The sequence below is a fragment of the Stenotrophomonas sp. YJH_SMC_106-19 genome (assembly GCF_059368375.1).
Genome location: NZ_JCAFRQ010000001.1, coordinates 1,445,039 through 1,459,932, shown reverse-complemented (window position 1 = coordinate 1,459,932; position 14,894 = coordinate 1,445,039). Strand labels below are relative to the sequence as shown.

The following is a 14,894-nucleotide window of genomic DNA, read 5'->3' as shown; positions in this document are numbered from 1 at the left end:
CCGGCCACGAACAGGAGAACTCCCATGCTGAAGTCGCTCACCCTCGCCACCGTCGCCGTGCTGGCCATCGCTCCGGCCGCGCACGCTGCACCGCTGGGCATGGCCCAGGCCGAGCAGGCCCTGCGCAAGGCCGGCTACACCCAGATCCACGAGATCGAACGCGAAGACGGCCTGTGGGAAGCCGACGTCAGCCGCGCCGATGGCCGCTTCAGCGAGGTCTACGTAGACCCGAAGACCGGCGAGATCTTCGATGAGCACAACGGCCGCGCGCTGCTGCCGACCGAGCAGGTGCTGGCCAAGGCACAGTCGCAGGGCCTGCGCGAGATCCACTCGCTGGAGCGCGATGGCGCCACCTGGTCGCTGGAAGCGCGCAATGCCCGCAACCAGAAGGTCGAGGTGCGCCTGAGCGGCTATGACGGCCGCATCCTGCACAGCGAACGCGACGGCTGGCTGGATTGAGCGCCTCGGGTAGCGCCGGGCCATGCCCGGCGGCCTGATGCATGCGCTGCGCTCGCCGGGCATGGCCCGGCGCTGCCCGCAGGTGCTTACCAGCCGTAGGGCGGCGGGTAGTCCCAGTAGCCCGGGCCGCGACCGTAGTAGCCGCCATACGGGCCGAAGAAGCCAGGGCCCTCGCCTTCGCTGACGTGGATGTTGAGGTTCACCCCGCGGGTCTTGCCCTCGTCGGTGGTGTAGTTCTTGCTCAGATTCAGCGTGGCGGCGTTGTAGTGGCTGTTGCCACCCCGCTTGGAGTACCCGATGCCGGTGGTGAAACTGCCGGAGACCTTCACCTTGTCGTCCTGCACGTCGGCGATGCGGGCATCGTCGTGCACGCGCGGGCCACTCTTGTCACCGTAGTAGGTGCCCGGCGGGTCCTGCTGCAACGTCGGATCGTTGAGGTAACGCATCGGCGCCTGCGGCAATGTCAGATCCAGCCCGGATGCCTGCGGTGCGGTGGCGCCGGCAGCGGACTGGGCGAGCACGGTCCCGGGCAGGGCCAGGCACAACAGCAGGGTCAGGGGGCGGATCATCTTGGCGCTCCAGCGGACAGGGACCACGCCACACGCGGCGTTACAGGCCGACGCTAGCAGGGCGTGCTTGAATGATGCCTGTCGGCGCCGGATTGGGGTAGAGCCGGGCCATGCCCGGCTGCAGGTCACAGCCGCCCGAACCCGAACAGCTCCGCCAGCGGATGCTTGCGCCGCTCGATGCGGGCCCGCAGCAGCTGTGCGCCGATCATGGAATAGGTGATGCCGTTGCCGCCGTAGGCCATTGCCAGGTGCACGCGCGGCCCCCACTGTTCATGCGGGCCGAAGAACGGCAATCCGTCGGCGGTCTCGGCGAAGGTACCGGCCCATGAGAATGCCGGTACCGGGTCGAGCTTGGGAAACCAGTGCAGCAGCTGCTTCATGAGCTTGTCTGCCTTGCCTTCCACCCGCCGGTCGCGCCGTGCCGGAATATCGATGGCATCGTCCAGCCCGCCCACCAGCAGGCGACGGTCGCCGGTGGCCCGCAGGTACAGATAGGGGCGCGCGCTTTCCCACACCATCGTGCGCTGCAGGGGGCCCAGCACAGCGGCATCGACAGGGTCGGTGATGAAGGCATAGCTGCTGCGGTTGCGTGCGACGCGCTGCGAGAGCCAGCGCTGGTTGGCGTATCCCATCGCCAGCACCACGTGGCCTGCGCGGATCGTCGCGCCTGATTCGGTCTGGGCGGTTACGCCCCGTGTGCCTGGCGTCAGCGTGTGCAGCACGGTGCGATCGTGAATGTGGCCGCCGCGCTGGCGCACCCGCTTCAGCAATCCATAGGTGAGGCAGTAAGGGTCGACCCGCGCTGCCTGCCGGGTCAGCAATGCGCCGCCGGCGTCCACATCGAAGCGCTCCGCCAGCGCCTCCGGGCCCAGCCAGCGGGCGTCCAGGCCGGCGCTGCGGCGTGCCTGGCCCTCGGCCATGAGGCGGGGCACGTCGCGGTGGCGACTGGCCAGGTACAGGCTGTCCATGCGCCGGAAGTCCACGTCCTTCAGGCCACGCGCCACTTCGCCCAGTGCCGGGATCGCCTCGGCACAGGCCCGGTAGGCCAGCGTGGCCGCGTCGTGGCCATAGCGCTGGGCCAGTTCCAGCAGATGGGTGTCGATCTCGTACTGCAGCAGCGCGGTGCTGGCGGCGGTGCTGCCCCAGCCGATGTCGCGCTGCTCGATCAGGGCGACCTCGTGACCGTGTGCTGACAGCTCATCGGCGATCAGCGCGCCGGTGATGCCGCCGCCGACCACCAGCACATCGCAGCGCAGGTCGCCCTCCAGCGGGGGAAATGCCTGGATCAGGCCATTGCGTACGGCCCACCAGGGATAGCCACTTTTCAGGTCCATGGTGATGGGTCAGGCGGTGGGATGGCCGGTGTGCGGCGTGTGGATCAGTTCGGACAGATCGAAGCCCTGCAGCCGCGCCGTGGCCAGATAATGGTCCCGCACGGTGGCGTCCAGCTTCGGCTCGCGTGCCAGCAGCCACAGGTAGCGGCGATCGGGGCTGCCAACCAGCGACACGCTGTAGTCCGGAGCGATCTGGATGACCCAGTAGTCGCCCTTGGCGAAGGGCAGCCAGCGCAGGCCCTTGGGCAGGAAGCTCACTTCCAGGCGCGCGCTGTCGTTGTCGACGGGGCAGGCTTCGCCGCTGGCCTCCTCGACCTGGCCGTCCATGCGGCAGCGGTTGTGGACGCTGACGTTGCCGTTGTCGAGCAGGCTGTAGTGCGCCGAGACATCGGTGCAGCCTTCCGGCTCGTGGCGCATGGGCAGGCGCGCGATCTCATACCAGGTGCCCAGGTAGCGGGGCAGCTTGAGGTCGGCGACGGTCTTCAGTGGCAGCTGTTCGGTCATCGGCAGGCGCAGCGGGAACGGGCCTCCACGATGCCGACGGCCTCGCCACGAGCGGGTGAAGCCGGAGCGATGGCGGTGTCCAGAACATTGCGTCGCCGCGGCGTCATTCCCGCTGTCATCGGCGCGGCGGTATCCTGCCGCCAGCGCCGGGTGTTCCGATCCAACCTGAAGTGGAGGTGCCGATGTACCAGGTGATCCTGTTGAAGAGTGAAACCGCGTTCGCGCGCGAGCAATGGCCGCAGGTCGACGATCTGGTGGACTATGAGGGCGTCAGCTACAGCCTGCGCGCCGGTCCGCGCCAGCCGCTGCCGACCGACCACGACTGGCCCCCGGTGGCGGTGTACGCCCCGGACGAAATCACCGAGGAAGAGTTCCAGGACTGGTATGCGCTGCAGCAGCCGACGGTGGAGGAGCTGCGGTTGAAGTACTGAACCGCGGGGGCGGGTGCTGCGGGCGGTGCCGCCCCGGGCATCCGACCTTGACCGGTCGTGCCGTATAGTCGCGCGCAGGCGCGGTGGTCCGCGCGAACCGGTGTGCATCTGGCGTGTCTCCCTTCCTGCAATCGATCCGCATGCGCGGGCCCTGGCTGGGCCTGCTGCTGGGTGCTGCCCTTCTGCTGTCCGCGCCCGCGCTCGCGCAGAACGAGGCGCCTACGCCGAAGCAGCAGCTGGCACAGATTGACAGCGCGCTGAAGGAGATCGAGCGCAAGCGTGACGACGCCGAAGCCACCGAAACACTCGGCACGCTTTCAGAGAACGCGTCGAAGGCCAAGCGGGATGCCGAGGCGCTGGACAAGTCCCTGCAGCCACAGCTGGATCAGCTCAATGAGCAGCTGGCCCAGCTGGGTGAAGCGCCGCAGGGCACCACCGAGCCCCCCGACCTGGCCGCGCAGCGACGCACGCTCACCCGCGAGCGCGATGCCCTGGCCGCCTCGGTGGCCCAAGCCAAAGCCATCGCGGTGCGTGCCCAGCAGTTGAGTGCGGACATCGACAAGCAACGTTCCGCGCAGATCAGCGAGGAACTGGGCCGCAAGGTCGATTCACCGCTGTCGCCGTCGCTCTGGCGGCAGGTGGCCGATCAGCTTCCCGATGACATCGCCCGCGTGCGCCCGTTGGCGCAACAGGGGCGTGACACCCTGGCCAAGGCCATTGACACCCACGGCTGGGGCACCCTGCTGCTCGGCCTGGCCGCAGCACTGGTGATGATGTTCCCGCTGCGCCTGTGGCTGCGCGCGCTGGGGCGCCGGTTTGCCGCCTCGGAACGCGCGCCGGACGGCCGCCTGCGCCGTTCCGGCCTGGCCATGTGGCTGCTGCTGGTGGGCACCCTGCTGCCGGGCTATGCGGTGGTGGTGCTGGTGGCTTCGCTGAATGCCATTGGCGGCATCGCCCCGCGCCTGCAGAACGTGGCCGATGGCCTGGTGGCGGCGACCTTCGCTGCAGCCTTCATCGCCGCGCTCAGCGCGTGCCTGCTGATGCCCAGGCGCCCCTCCTGGCGGCTGCTGAACCTGGATGACACCGCCGCGCTGAAGCTGCGCAAGTACGCCTGGGGTGCCGCTGCGCTGGCCTGGCTGAGCAACGTGCTGGTGGCCATCGACCGTGCCACCCGCACCAGCGACGTGACCACGGTGGCACTGGATGGCGTGATTGCGCTGACCTACCTCGGCCTGATCATGGCCATGCTGGTGACCCTGGCACGCCTGCACCGGCGGCAGACGGCCGAAGCCGAAGCGAAGCTGGAAGCGCAGGCCGATGGTCTCGGCGCACAGCAGCCGGTGCGCCGCAGCAGTTGGTTGGTACTGGCGCGCGTGGCCGGCAACATCGCGGTGGTGGCGGCGATCATCGCCACGCTGCTGGGCTATGTGAACTTCGCCAAGTTCGTGAACCAGCAGTTGATCGGCGGCAGCATCGTGGTGCTGGCAGCCACCCTGCTGTTCAAGTTCGTCGATGATTTCTGCACCTGGCTGTTGAACGCCGACAGCAAGGTTGGCCAGACCATCCTGCTCAGCACCGGCCTGAGCGTCTCCAGGCTGGAGCAGGCCGGCGTGCTGCTGTCGGCGGTGCTGCGCACCTTCGTGGTCCTGATCGCGCTGCTGGCACTGGCCGCGCCCTTCGGCAATGTCGGCTCGATCGTGGAGCGCTTCGCGTCGCTGGCCAATGGCATTCCCATCGCCAAGGACCTGACGCTGGAGCCGGGCCGCATCGTACTGGCCATCGGCGTGCTGCTGGCCGGGCTGGGGGTGATGCAGGTGGTGCAGCGCTGGCTGGCCGACACCTACCTGCCCAAGACCGAACTGGATCTGGGCGCGCGCAATTCAATCAGCACCGTCGCCCGCTATCTTGGCATCATCATCGCGGTGCTGTGGGCCCTGACGGTGATGGGCCTGAACCTGCAGAAGCTGGCGCTGCTGGTCAGTGCGTTGTCGGTGGGTATTGGTTTCGGCCTGCAGGCGATCACCCAGAATTTTGTTTCCGGCCTGATCCTGTTGGCCGAGCGACCGGTGAAGATCGGTGACTGGGTGAAGCTGGGTGACCAGGAAGGCGACATCCGCCGCATCAATGTGCGCTCGACCGAGATCCAGGTGGGCGACAAGTCCACGTTGATCGTGCCCAACTCGGAGCTGATCACCAAGACCATCCGCAACATGACGATGGGCAACAACCAGGGCCGCATCCAGATCCAGTTCGCGGTACCGACCAGCACCGACGTCGCCGGCCTGCGGCAGGCCATGCTGGATGCCTATGGCGCGCACACCAGCGTGCTGCAGACGCCCGCGCCGACGGTATACATCGACGGCATTGCCGGCGGCCAGATCACCATCAACAGCTTCGCCTACGTGGCCAGCCCGCGGCAGGTGTACGGCACCCGCAGCGATCTGTATTTCAGTCTGTTGCAGATCCTGGCGGAGCGGAACATTCCGCTGTCCACGCCAACGGACATCCACATCACCCGCGACCCCCAGGAGTAGGGGATTCCCGGCAGGGCTGCGCCCTGCACCTGCCGAGGCCGGAGCAACAGCAACAGCAACAGCAACACCAACACCAAGCATTCCATGGGATGGCGGGGTGGGTCCGGTTGCGGGGGCCGCTGCAAGTACGTCCATGTAAGCTCGGTCGCCGCATCCATGCGGCTCACGCCCCCGCAACCGGACCCACCCCGCCTTCGACAGATTTCCGCGATCTGCTGGAATTGCTTTTGGGGTCAGATCCGTTTTCTTCCGCAGAAAACGGATCTGACCCCAGATTGATTTCGATATCTGACAGAAGTGTCGACCAAGGTCGACACCTACCCACACCTGCAGAAAACCCTATCCCCGCGGTCGGCTGCGCGAAGGCACCAGCGCGAAGGTATCCACGGCCAGCTTCTCGGCGTGATTCAACCAGGCGCGGATCTCCAGATCGTCCACTTCATGATCCAGTCCGAAGGACACATTGATCTTGCCGTCGGCATCAGGCTGGACCCACTGCTGGGCCAGCACCACCTTGCGCTGCGATGACACGGCCTCGATCCAGAAACCGCGATCCGGGCGCGTGCTTGCCACCAGCTGCAGCATGTACTGGCCGGCGCGGGTGCGGCGGCCCTTCTGGGTGATCATGTGGGCCTGGCGCACGCTCGGGCGCGGTCCCTGGAACGCATCCAGCGGCGCGTCCACCGCGATGCCACCACGCAGGTCGTCGTCGCGGTACAGCTTGATGCCGTTGTCGCGGTTCACCAGCAAGGCGCACCAGTCGCCGTCGGCCGACCCATCCTCGAATGCGGTGCAGCGATCCACATAGGCCAGGGTGTTGTCCGGATCGGCATCGTCGAACTGGCGGGACGTGTTCTCCAGATACACCGACTTCAGGCCCCAGTCCTTGTCGTACTCCAGCAGGACCGGCGGCTGCACGTGCTGCATGCCCACCACCACCTGGTCGTCGTTGTCGATCCGCAGTTCGCGGGTCGGCTCGCCCAGCCACAGCGACCGGGCGAATGCCAGGTACTGCGGGTAATCGCGGCCGCCATCGCGACGCGCCGCGACGCTGGCACTGGGGGCACGCGTTTCGTCCAGCAGCGAGCGGCCGAAGCCCATCGTGCGCAGGCCCGGATCGAGCAGGCCCAGCAGGGTGGCGCCGGAGTCCAGCGTCGAGCCGTTCTCCGCCGCCAGCTGGCGCGGCGCCACGCCATCACCGAGGAACAGCAGCAGGTTCTCGCGCTTCTGCCTGGCCAGCACGTGACTGAGATCGTTGGGCATCGCCAGATGGTCCGAGGCGATCACGATCAGCGTGTCCTTGCCGTACGGACTGGCCTGGATGCGCTGGACCAGCTGCGAGATCAGGCGGTCGGTGCATTTGAGCGCGTTGAGCAGGCCGATGTTGCCGTACTGGCTCTGGTAGCGTTCGCCCTTGCACGACACCGGCAGGTGGCCTGCGGGATGGTGCGTATCCATGGTCAGCGTGGTCAGCATGAACGGTGCGCCGGCGCGCGAGAGCTGCTCGAAGCGCTGGTAGGCGGTGTCCAGCAGCACGTCATCGTGTACGCCCCAAGCAGAGTAGTGAATGCGCCCGATCTTCTTCTGCTGCTTGAACCACGCCAGATCATGTACTTCGTCGAAGCCGTGGCTGGCCAGGAACTGGCCCTTGCCGGCGAACTGGCCGTTGGCGCCGCCCAGATAATGGTTGGTGTAGCCCTGCTGCTTCAGGTAGTCGCCCAGGCACACGGCCTTGGGCAGGAAGCTGCCCATCCGGTCCATGCTGTTCTCATCGCCCTGCGAGGTGGTCAGCGGCACGCCGCACATCGATGCCACCAGCCCGGCGATGGTCCAGCCACTGCCTTCGGCCGATGCCAGGCCGCGCACATCCAACGACCTGGCGGCCAGACGATTGAGATTGGGCATCAACCCGGGAAACACGTTCTCGTCCAGATAAGTGCGTTCAAGACTTTCGCCGTAGATCCAGACGATGTTGCGCGGCCGCTGCAACGGCTGGGTAGGCACCTGGTATTCCGGCGCGATGCGCGCGAAATCAACCGGTCGCAGCTGCTGGTAAAGACGCTGGCCGTCGCGCGCCAGCGGACTGACCATGAGCGTGACCACCCATGCGACGGCGAAGCCGGCGAACCAGGCCGCACCCCGTCCGGGCCGATGCCAGCGGCGGACCCGCGTGGCGAACAGCGGTAGCAGCGAAACCAGGGCCAGCACGATGAAGCCGGCGATGTAGCCCTTGAAGTCGGCGACGCCGGCACCCTCCATGTCCGCACCCAGGTGGTACAGCGTGGCGGCGTTGAGTCCGTCACCGGAGAGCTTGTCGATCAGCCACCACGTGCTAAGCGCCAGCAACAGCAGTGAGAACGAACCGGCCTTCCACCACATCCATTTGTCGGAAGCGAGGAACAGCCAGACCAGCAGCAACAACGACAGCAGAAGGATCCAGAGCATAGGCGGCTTCGGCAGTGAACGGGGTGGTGCGATGGACGTCGTACCGACGCGTGTCCATCCGACCGGCGCTGCCGCTAGCATGTGTGCATGACAGGCCGATGACCCGATAGTGCATGCACGAACCTGACTGAAATGTTTGTTGATCGACCGCGTGCGGTAACAGCGCGATCAAGTAAAAAGAGCGTGAAAACGCGCGTTGGATTGCATTAAGAACCGCATGAATGCGGCACTTCGGAGATGGACGTATGGCGCAGGTGCACATGTCGCGCACCACGCACTCCGCTCATCGATGGCCGCGTTCCTCGCGTGCACGCGCGCGCCGATCGAACAACAGCGCGCTGGTGACGATGCCCAGCCCCAACGCCACGCCGATCAGCATCAGCACCAGCGCGATCGCCGGGTAACCGAACACATGCCAGCCGGTATCGAGCTTCATCATCAGCGATGCGGCGAGAATCAGCGCTGCGCTGATGATGCCCGCCGCCACGCGGTTGGCGATCTTCTGCAGGTTCTCCATCAGCCGTGATTCCTCCAGCCCGGTCACCTTCATCTGCAGGCGGTTCTCGGCCAGCAGGGCCATGATGTCCGACAGCTTGCGCGGCCCATCGCGCAGCAGCTGCTGCAGCTCCATCGCCTCGCTGGCGAGGTTGGCGGCCGACAGCGACTTCTTCAGGCGCGCGCGCATCACATGCTGCAGCTGGCGCTCGACGATGCGGCGCGTGTCCAGTTCGGGCGCGAGCAGGCGGCAGACCGTCTCCAGGTTCAGCAGCGCCTTGCCCAGCAGGCTCAGTTCCGGCGGCGTACGCAATCCACAGGCCGTGGCGATGCGCACCATGTCCAGCACCACGCGTCCCTCGGAGAAGTTGCCGCTGGCGGCATAGCGCGCGATCAACTGGCCGGTCTCGCGCAGGTAACGCTCCTCGTCGAAGGCTTCCAGCCGGGTGCTGATGCTGATCAGATCGTCCGCCACTTCTTCGCCGCGGCCATCGACGGCGGCGAACAGGATCTTCAGCAGGCGCTCGCGCAGCCGCGGTGGCATGTGCGCGACCATGCCCAGATCGAAGATGGCGAGGCGACCATCGGGCATCACCCGCAGGTTGCCCGGATGGGGATCGGCGTGGATCTCGCCATGCACGAAGATCTGGTCCAGGTAGCCCCGGATCAGCGCGGCTGCCAACGGGTCCATCGACTGCTCGGTACGGCGTACGCCGGGTATCGCGTCCACGCGAACGCCGGTGGCCAGCTCCATGGTCAGCACGCGCTGGCTGCTGTAATCCCAGATCGGCTGCGGGACCCACAGGCGCCGGAAGGGCCGCAGATGGCGGCCGAAGCGGGCCAGGTTCTCGGCCTCGGCGTGGTAATCCAGCTCCTGCATCAGGGTCTTGGCGAACTCGTTGAGCCAGTCGCGCAGGCGGACCCGGCGGCCGACCTGGGTCAGGTGATCGGCGGCCAGAGCGAAGCTGCGCAACGCTTCCAGGTCCGAACGCAGCTGCGCGGCAACCTCCGGCTTCTGCACCTTCACCGCGACCTGCCGGCCGTCATGCATCACCGCACGATGGACCTGGGCGATCGAGGCGCAGCCCAGCGGCTCGGGGTCGAAGGCCGCGAACAGCTTGCTCACCGGTGCCCCCAGCTCCTGCTCGACGATGGCATGGATGCGTTCGACCGGAATCTCGGCCACCTTCTCCTGCATGCGCTCCAGTGCCGTGGCGAACTCCACCGGCACCATGTCTGGACGTGTGGACAGCATCTGGCCCAGCTTGACGAACGTCGGCCCCAGCGCTTCCAGGTCACTGACGAACTGCTCGGGATTGCCGTCGGCCGGTACCTCGGCCTGGCTGCCGGCTGCGTCCAGGTTCATGCCGGAGAACACCCCCGAATGACGGTAGCGCATCAGCAGGCGCAGGATCTGGCTGCGTCGGCTCATGCCTTTTACCAGCGGTGGATTGCCAGTGGCGGTGGGCGGATTGTTCAAACGGCACTCCTTGTGGACAACGACCGGTAGTGCCGGGCCATGCCCGGCGGAACGGGATCACCTCGCCAGTCTGGCCGGGGCAGGGTAGGCACGCGGTGAATCCACTTCCTCCCGGGCCGTTGGATCGGTCAGAATCCGTCCATCCTCCCTCCTGGAACCCCCATGGCCGGTGCCAGCCTGTTTGCCCTGCTCGACGATATCGCGACGCTGCTCGATGACGTCTCGATCCTGACCAAGGTGGCCGCGAAGAAGACGGCCGGTGTGCTTGGCGACGACCTGGCGCTGAACGCGCAGCAGGTAACCGGTGTTTCTGCCAACCGTGAACTGCCTGTGGTCTGGGCGGTGGCCAAAGGCTCGCTGCTCAACAAGGTGATCCTGGTTCCGGCCGCGCTGGCGATCAGCGCCCTGGAAGCCTGGCTGCATGGTCGTGGCTGGAACGTGCCGCTGATCGTGCCCTTGATGATGATCGGTGGCGCTTTCCTTTGCTTCGAGGGCGTGGAAAAGCTGGCGCACCGTTTCCTGCATTCGGCGGACGAGGACGCCGAGCACCAGGCCGAGCGGCGCAAGGCACTGGCCGATGCGCAGGTGGACATGGTGGCGTGGGAGAAGGACAAGGTGAAAGGTGCGATCCGTACCGACTTCATCCTCTCTGCCGAGATCATCGTCCTGACACTGGGCGTGGTTGCCGCCGCCTCGTTCTCCCAGCAGGTACTCACCCTGGTGGTGGTCGCATTGGCGATGACGGTGTTCGTCTACGGACTGGTTGCCGGCATCGTCAAGCTGGACGACGCGGGCCTGTACCTCTCGCGCAAGGGCGGAGCGGTCGCAGCGTTCGGACGCGGCCTGGTCGCATCGGCGCCGTGGTTGATGAAGTTCCTGTCGATCGCCGGCACCGTGGCCATGTTTCTGGTCGGCGGCGGCATTCTGGTGCACAACGTGCCGGCGCTGCACCACGCGGTGCAGGCGCTCGGTGGCGAGGGCCAGTGGGGCTGGCTGATCGGCGCGGTTGCCAACATGGTGGTGGGTATCGTCGCTGGCGCCATCGTGCTGGCGGCGGTGACCGGCATCCAGAAGCTGCGCGGGAAGTAGCCGCGTCGCCGGACGGGCGGCGGTAGCGCCGGGCCATGCCTGGCGGAGCGCTTCAGCCCGCCTGCACGCGGTTCTTGCCCTGCCGCTTGGCCGCGTACAGCGCCTCGTCGGCCCGTCGCAGCAGCGCCTCGCTGTCATCGCCGGGCTGCCATTGCGCCAGTCCGGCACTGAAATGCACCGGCACGCGCCGGTCCTGCACGGTCAGTACCCGATGCGCCAGTGAGCGCTGCAGGCGCTGCACGGTGGCCATGCTGTCCGCACCGGGGGTCTCCGGCAGCACCAGCACGAACTCGTCGCCGCCCAGCCGCGCGATGCCATCGGTGGCGCGCAGCAGCAGCCTGCACACCGCCACCATGTGCTGCAGCAGCGCGTCACCGCCGGCGTGACCATGCGCGTTGTTGGTCTGGTGGAAGTCATCCAGATCGATCACCGCCACGCCCAGCGGCGTGTTGTTGCGTTCGGCGCGCGCCAGCTCGCGCTGCAGCAGTTCGTCCAGGCCCCGGCGGTTCAGTGCCTGGGTCAGCGGATCGATGCGCGCGAGGTCGCCGGCCATGCGCAGTTCCTGTTCCAGCTCGGCGATGCGTTGTTCAGCGCGCTCCACGTCCAGCCGTGCGGCAGCCAGGTGGTCGCGTGCCTGCGCGGCCTGCTGCTGCACTTTGCCGGTATCGCGCATCACCTCCTGCAGCAGCTGGTTCAGATCGGCGATGCTGCGCGCCTCGCGCAGCTGCAGTGCGTAGCTGCCGATACGGTCATGGTATTCACCGGTGCTGGTGGCCATGCCATCCATGCGTTCGATGAAATCCCCCATCAGTCCGCGCATCGCCGCCTTGGAGTCGTCGATGCCCTGGCGCAGCAGGCCCTGCCGGTAGATCACCTCGCGCAGCTCGGCACGCGTTCGTTCAACGGCCTCGGCCTGCAGCGGGCCGGACAGCAGTTGCCGCACCGCCGCGATCTGGCCCTGCAGCCAGCTGCGATCGTCCAGCAGTTCGCTCACATTCTCCAGCAGCAGTGCGAACAGCTCCAGCAGCAGCGCCTGCTGTTCCTGCCAGCTGCCGGCACGCACGCCGATCTGATGGCCGAGCTCGCGCACACCCTGCTCGATCGGCTCCAGGGCGCTGCCCGGCTGCCAGTGGCGCAGGCGAAGGGACAGCGCCTGCGCCTGCTCGCGCAGGTCCGGGTCGTGCTGCAGCAGCGCCACTACCGCGCCGCCCAGCAGCAGGCGCAGCTGTTCGGACAGGCGCAGGCTGTCGGGCTGCCCATCCGGTGAATGCTGGTCGATGGTGCGGATGTACTTGTCGATCAGTTGCCGCATCGCCCGCCCGTAGCGTGGCCAGTCGGCGCTGGCCTGCGCGGACTGCAGGCGATCACCCATGTCGCCCAGTTCGCCCGGCAGCGTCGCCATGCCATTGGCGAACGCGGCCAGCAGCGGCTCCGGCGCATCGGCACCGGCAAAGAGCCGTTGCAGGCTTGCGCTGCTGCCGCCCTGCAGGACCACGCGCTCGCCCTCACCCGCGTCGGCAACCGCGCGCACGCGTGCCGGCGGACCGAGGGCGGTGCCGGGGGCGGGGCGCGGGTCGGGGTGGTCCGTCATGGAGCGAATCCTGGGGCTGGCAGGGTCTGGTTCCAGCATATCGGCGCGGCTGCCGATGGCTTGAACGGCTAGGATGGGCGACAGGATGCCGCACGGGAGGTGGTGATGCGCGTGATGTTGCTGGGGGCGACCGGCCTGGTCGGCGGGCTGACGCTGCCCGGGTTGCTGGACGACCCGCGCTGCAGCGCCGTGATCGCGCCCACTCGGCGTCCGCTGGCGTTGACCCATGGGAAGCTGGAGAACCCGGTGCTGGCCTTTGACGCGCTGCCGGCCTCGCCTGAGTGGGCGCGCGTGGACGCGGTCATCTGCGCGCTGGGCAGCACCATCGCCCAGGCCGGCAGCCGCGCGGCCTTCCACCGCATCGACCATGACTATCCGCTGGCGTTCGCCCGCCTCGCACAGGCACAGGGCGCGAAGACCTATGTATTGAATTCCGCCGCCGGTGCCAACCCGCAGTCGTCGATCTTCTATAGCCGGGTGAAGGGCGAGCTGGAGCGTGACCTGCGCGCGCTGGGCTTCGCCTCGCTGACCCTGGTGCGGCCTGGACTGATCGGCGGCGAGCGCACCGAGGTCCGTCGTGGCGAGCGTTTCGCACTGGCGGTGCTCGGTGCCTTGGGGCCGGCACTGCCGCGGGCATGGCGGATCAATCCAGCCGCCGAGATCGCCAAGGCACTGACCGGAGCCGCGCTGGCCCCGCAACCGGGTGAGCACGTGGTGACATCAAGCGCACTGGTCGGCTGATGTCGCGTGCGCTGCGCCTGACCCAGCTGCTGCAGCTGCTGCGCCGCCATCGACGGCCGGTGGCCGGACAGGTGCTGGCCGATGCGCTGGGTATCAGCCTGCGTACGCTGTACCGCGACATCGAGACGCTGCGCGGGCAGGGCGCTGACCTGCGCGGCGAGGCCGGCGTCGGCTACCAGCTCGCGCCGAGCGACACGCTGCCGCCGATGACCCTGCCACCGGCCGAGATCGACGCGCTGGTGCTGGGCCTGCGCTGGGTGGCGGCCCGCACCGAGCCGGCGCTGGCCGAGGCTGCCCGTGATGCGTTGGCGCGCATCGCGCATGTGTTGCCCGCCGCCCGCCGCGAGGCACTGCGTGACAGCGGTCTGCGCGTGGGCCCTTCACGAACAGCGGCCAAGGTGCCGGCGGCCCGGCTCCAGGCGGTGCGCGAAGCCGTAAGCGCACAGCAGCGCCTGAAGTTCGGCTACGAAGATGCGCACGGCCAGCGCAGCGAGCGCATCGTCTGGCCCTTCGCGCTGGGCTACTTCGACGAAGTTCCGATGCTGGCGGCGTGGTGCGAGAGCCGCGAAGACTTCCGCCACTTCCGGCTGGACCGCATCCGCCAGGTGCGCGCGCTGGAGGATCGCTATCACGTGCCACGCGCGATCCTGCTGCGGCGCTGGCAGAAGGCCCAGGGCATCGCACCGGACTGGTTGGATCGTTCGTAGCATCGGGCTTGCTCGACGGCCTTCGAGCTTGGCGAACAGCGGGCGAACAATCGCGATGCTGCTGACAGAATCTGTCAGCAGGGCGGTACCACCATGAAGGCTCCCAACAACGGAGCGTCCCCATGTTCAGGCCCAGCACCCTGCTGCAGTACGCAAGCGATGTCGCTGCCAGCGCCGCCTTCTACAGCGGCATCCTCGGCACACCCCCCGTCGAGCAGTCGCCCGGCTTTGCCCTGTTCCTGCTCGGCGACGGCGCCGCGCTCGGCCTGTGGCAGCGCGATGACGTGGAGCCGCCGGTGTCCACGCAGGCCGGCGCCGCGGAACTGGCGATGGTGGTCGCCAACCCGGAGGCTGTACAGCAGATGCACGACGCGTGGCGCGCACTCGGCGTGCAGATCGTGCAGGCCCCGGTCACCCTGGAATTCGGGCATACCTTCGTGGGTGTTGATCCGGATCGGCACCGCCTGCGTGTGTACAGCCGCGCCGAGGGCCTACCCGCGCGCGGTTGAAATGAG

At 67.6% G+C, this 14,894-nt stretch carries 13 protein-coding genes; 7 read left to right on the top strand and 6 right to left on the bottom strand.

What is annotated here, in order from left to right:
• The first annotated feature begins 24 nt into the window (after positions 1 to 24).
• Positions 25 to 459: a PepSY domain-containing protein gene (locus tag AC5P5M_RS06530; RefSeq protein ID WP_164151938.1), complete on the top strand. Its 435-nt coding sequence runs from the start codon at positions 25 to 27 to the stop codon at positions 457 to 459.
• Between the two features lie 86 nt (positions 460 to 545).
• On the opposite strand, the gene AC5P5M_RS06525 is transcribed toward AC5P5M_RS06530, so the two are convergent.
• From AC5P5M_RS06525 to AC5P5M_RS06515, 3 genes are all read right to left on the bottom strand, one after another.
• Positions 546 to 1,028 (bottom strand): hypothetical protein, encoded by a 483-nt coding sequence (locus AC5P5M_RS06525; RefSeq protein WP_074900053.1) that lies wholly within the window; start codon positions 1,026 to 1,028, stop codon positions 546 to 548.
• A 125-nt stretch (positions 1,029 to 1,153) separates the two neighbouring features.
• Complete coding sequence (locus AC5P5M_RS06520; protein ID WP_111187249.1) at positions 1,154 to 2,362, bottom strand: NAD(P)/FAD-dependent oxidoreductase; 1,209 nt, start codon at positions 2,360 to 2,362, stop codon at positions 1,154 to 1,156.
• A gap of 9 nt (positions 2,363 to 2,371) precedes the next feature.
• A complete protein-coding gene (locus AC5P5M_RS06515; RefSeq protein ID WP_053520408.1) occupies positions 2,372 to 2,866 on the bottom strand; it encodes a lipocalin family protein in 495 nt (164 codons plus the stop codon).
• Positions 2,867 to 3,048: 182 nt separating this feature from the next.
• On the opposite strand from AC5P5M_RS06515, the gene AC5P5M_RS06510 reads away from it, so the two are divergent.
• Together AC5P5M_RS06510 and AC5P5M_RS06505 are read left to right on the top strand one after the other, a co-directional pair.
• Complete coding sequence (locus AC5P5M_RS06510) at positions 3,049 to 3,297, top strand: hypothetical protein (protein WP_053520409.1); 249 nt, start codon at positions 3,049 to 3,051, stop codon at positions 3,295 to 3,297.
• A gap of 140 nt (positions 3,298 to 3,437) precedes the next feature.
• Positions 3,438 to 5,831, top strand: coding sequence for a DUF3772 domain-containing protein (locus AC5P5M_RS06505; protein ID WP_495205720.1), 2,394 nt, complete (start codon positions 3,438 to 3,440; stop codon positions 5,829 to 5,831).
• A gap of 339 nt (positions 5,832 to 6,170) precedes the next feature.
• Here AC5P5M_RS06505 and AC5P5M_RS06500 read toward each other — a convergent pair whose 3' ends face one another.
• Both AC5P5M_RS06500 and AC5P5M_RS06495 read right to left on the bottom strand, forming a co-directional pair.
• Positions 6,171 to 8,276: a phosphoglycerol transferase I gene (locus AC5P5M_RS06500; RefSeq protein WP_065174360.1), complete on the bottom strand. Its 2,106-nt coding sequence runs from the start codon at positions 8,274 to 8,276 to the stop codon at positions 6,171 to 6,173.
• 283 nt (positions 8,277 to 8,559) lie between these two features.
• Complete coding sequence (locus AC5P5M_RS06495; protein ID WP_227255316.1) at positions 8,560 to 10,203, bottom strand: ABC1 kinase family protein; 1,644 nt, start codon at positions 10,201 to 10,203, stop codon at positions 8,560 to 8,562.
• Positions 10,204 to 10,413: 210 nt separating this feature from the next.
• Between AC5P5M_RS06495 and AC5P5M_RS06490 the strand changes: the two genes are divergently transcribed.
• Positions 10,414 to 11,340, top strand: coding sequence for a DUF808 domain-containing protein (locus AC5P5M_RS06490; protein ID WP_164151943.1), 927 nt, complete (start codon positions 10,414 to 10,416; stop codon positions 11,338 to 11,340).
• 52 nt (positions 11,341 to 11,392) lie between these two features.
• On the opposite strand, the gene AC5P5M_RS06485 is transcribed toward AC5P5M_RS06490, so the two are convergent.
• Positions 11,393 to 12,931: a GGDEF domain-containing protein gene (locus AC5P5M_RS06485; protein WP_053519859.1), complete on the bottom strand. Its 1,539-nt coding sequence runs from the start codon at positions 12,929 to 12,931 to the stop codon at positions 11,393 to 11,395.
• A gap of 105 nt (positions 12,932 to 13,036) precedes the next feature.
• On the opposite strand from AC5P5M_RS06485, the gene AC5P5M_RS06480 reads away from it, so the two are divergent.
• The 3 genes from AC5P5M_RS06480 to AC5P5M_RS06470 all read left to right on the top strand — a co-directional run bounded on the left by AC5P5M_RS06480 (position 13,037) and on the right by AC5P5M_RS06470 (position 14,888).
• On the top strand, positions 13,037 to 13,672 hold the full coding sequence (locus AC5P5M_RS06480) for a Rossmann-fold NAD(P)-binding domain-containing protein (protein WP_053519858.1): 636 nt from the start codon (positions 13,037 to 13,039) through the stop codon (positions 13,670 to 13,672).
• Positions 13,672 to 14,379, top strand: coding sequence for a helix-turn-helix transcriptional regulator (locus AC5P5M_RS06475; protein ID WP_065174363.1), 708 nt, complete (start codon positions 13,672 to 13,674; stop codon positions 14,377 to 14,379). The genes AC5P5M_RS06480 and AC5P5M_RS06475 overlap by 1 nt, the downstream gene beginning before the upstream one ends.
• Before the next feature lie 122 nt (positions 14,380 to 14,501).
• Positions 14,502 to 14,888, top strand: a complete 387-nt coding sequence (locus AC5P5M_RS06470) for a VOC family protein (protein WP_414488281.1) — start codon at positions 14,502 to 14,504, stop codon at positions 14,886 to 14,888.
• Positions 14,889 to 14,894 lie beyond the last annotated feature (6 nt).

Bases quoted from the DNA above. Each gene is read 5' to 3' on its own strand.
- AC5P5M_RS06530 (WP_164151938.1), top strand. From the start codon at position 25: ATGCTGAAGTCGCTCACCCTCGCCACCGTCGCCGTGCTGGCCATCGCT.
- AC5P5M_RS06525 (WP_074900053.1), bottom strand. From the start codon at position 1,028: ATGATCCGCCCCCTGACCCTGCTGTTGTGCCTGGCCCTGCCCGGGACC.
- AC5P5M_RS06520 (WP_111187249.1), bottom strand. From the start codon at position 2,362: ATGGACCTGAAAAGTGGCTATCCCTGGTGGGCCGTACGCAATGGCCTG.
- AC5P5M_RS06515 (WP_053520408.1), bottom strand. From the start codon at position 2,866: ATGACCGAACAGCTGCCACTGAAGACCGTCGCCGACCTCAAGCTGCCC.
- AC5P5M_RS06510 (WP_053520409.1), top strand. From the start codon at position 3,049: ATGTACCAGGTGATCCTGTTGAAGAGTGAAACCGCGTTCGCGCGCGAG.
- AC5P5M_RS06505 (WP_495205720.1), top strand. From the start codon at position 3,438: ATGCGCGGGCCCTGGCTGGGCCTGCTGCTGGGTGCTGCCCTTCTGCTG.
- AC5P5M_RS06500 (WP_065174360.1), bottom strand. From the start codon at position 8,276: ATGCTCTGGATCCTTCTGCTGTCGTTGTTGCTGCTGGTCTGGCTGTTC.
- AC5P5M_RS06495 (WP_227255316.1), bottom strand. From the start codon at position 10,203: ATGAGCCGACGCAGCCAGATCCTGCGCCTGCTGATGCGCTACCGTCAT.
- AC5P5M_RS06490 (WP_164151943.1), top strand. From the start codon at position 10,414: ATGGCCGGTGCCAGCCTGTTTGCCCTGCTCGACGATATCGCGACGCTG.
- AC5P5M_RS06485 (WP_053519859.1), bottom strand. From the start codon at position 12,931: ATGACGGACCACCCCGACCCGCGCCCCGCCCCCGGCACCGCCCTCGGT.
- AC5P5M_RS06480 (WP_053519858.1), top strand. From the start codon at position 13,037: ATGCGCGTGATGTTGCTGGGGGCGACCGGCCTGGTCGGCGGGCTGACG.
- AC5P5M_RS06475 (WP_065174363.1), top strand. From the start codon at position 13,672: ATGTCGCGTGCGCTGCGCCTGACCCAGCTGCTGCAGCTGCTGCGCCGC.
- AC5P5M_RS06470 (WP_414488281.1), top strand. From the start codon at position 14,502: ATGTTCAGGCCCAGCACCCTGCTGCAGTACGCAAGCGATGTCGCTGCC.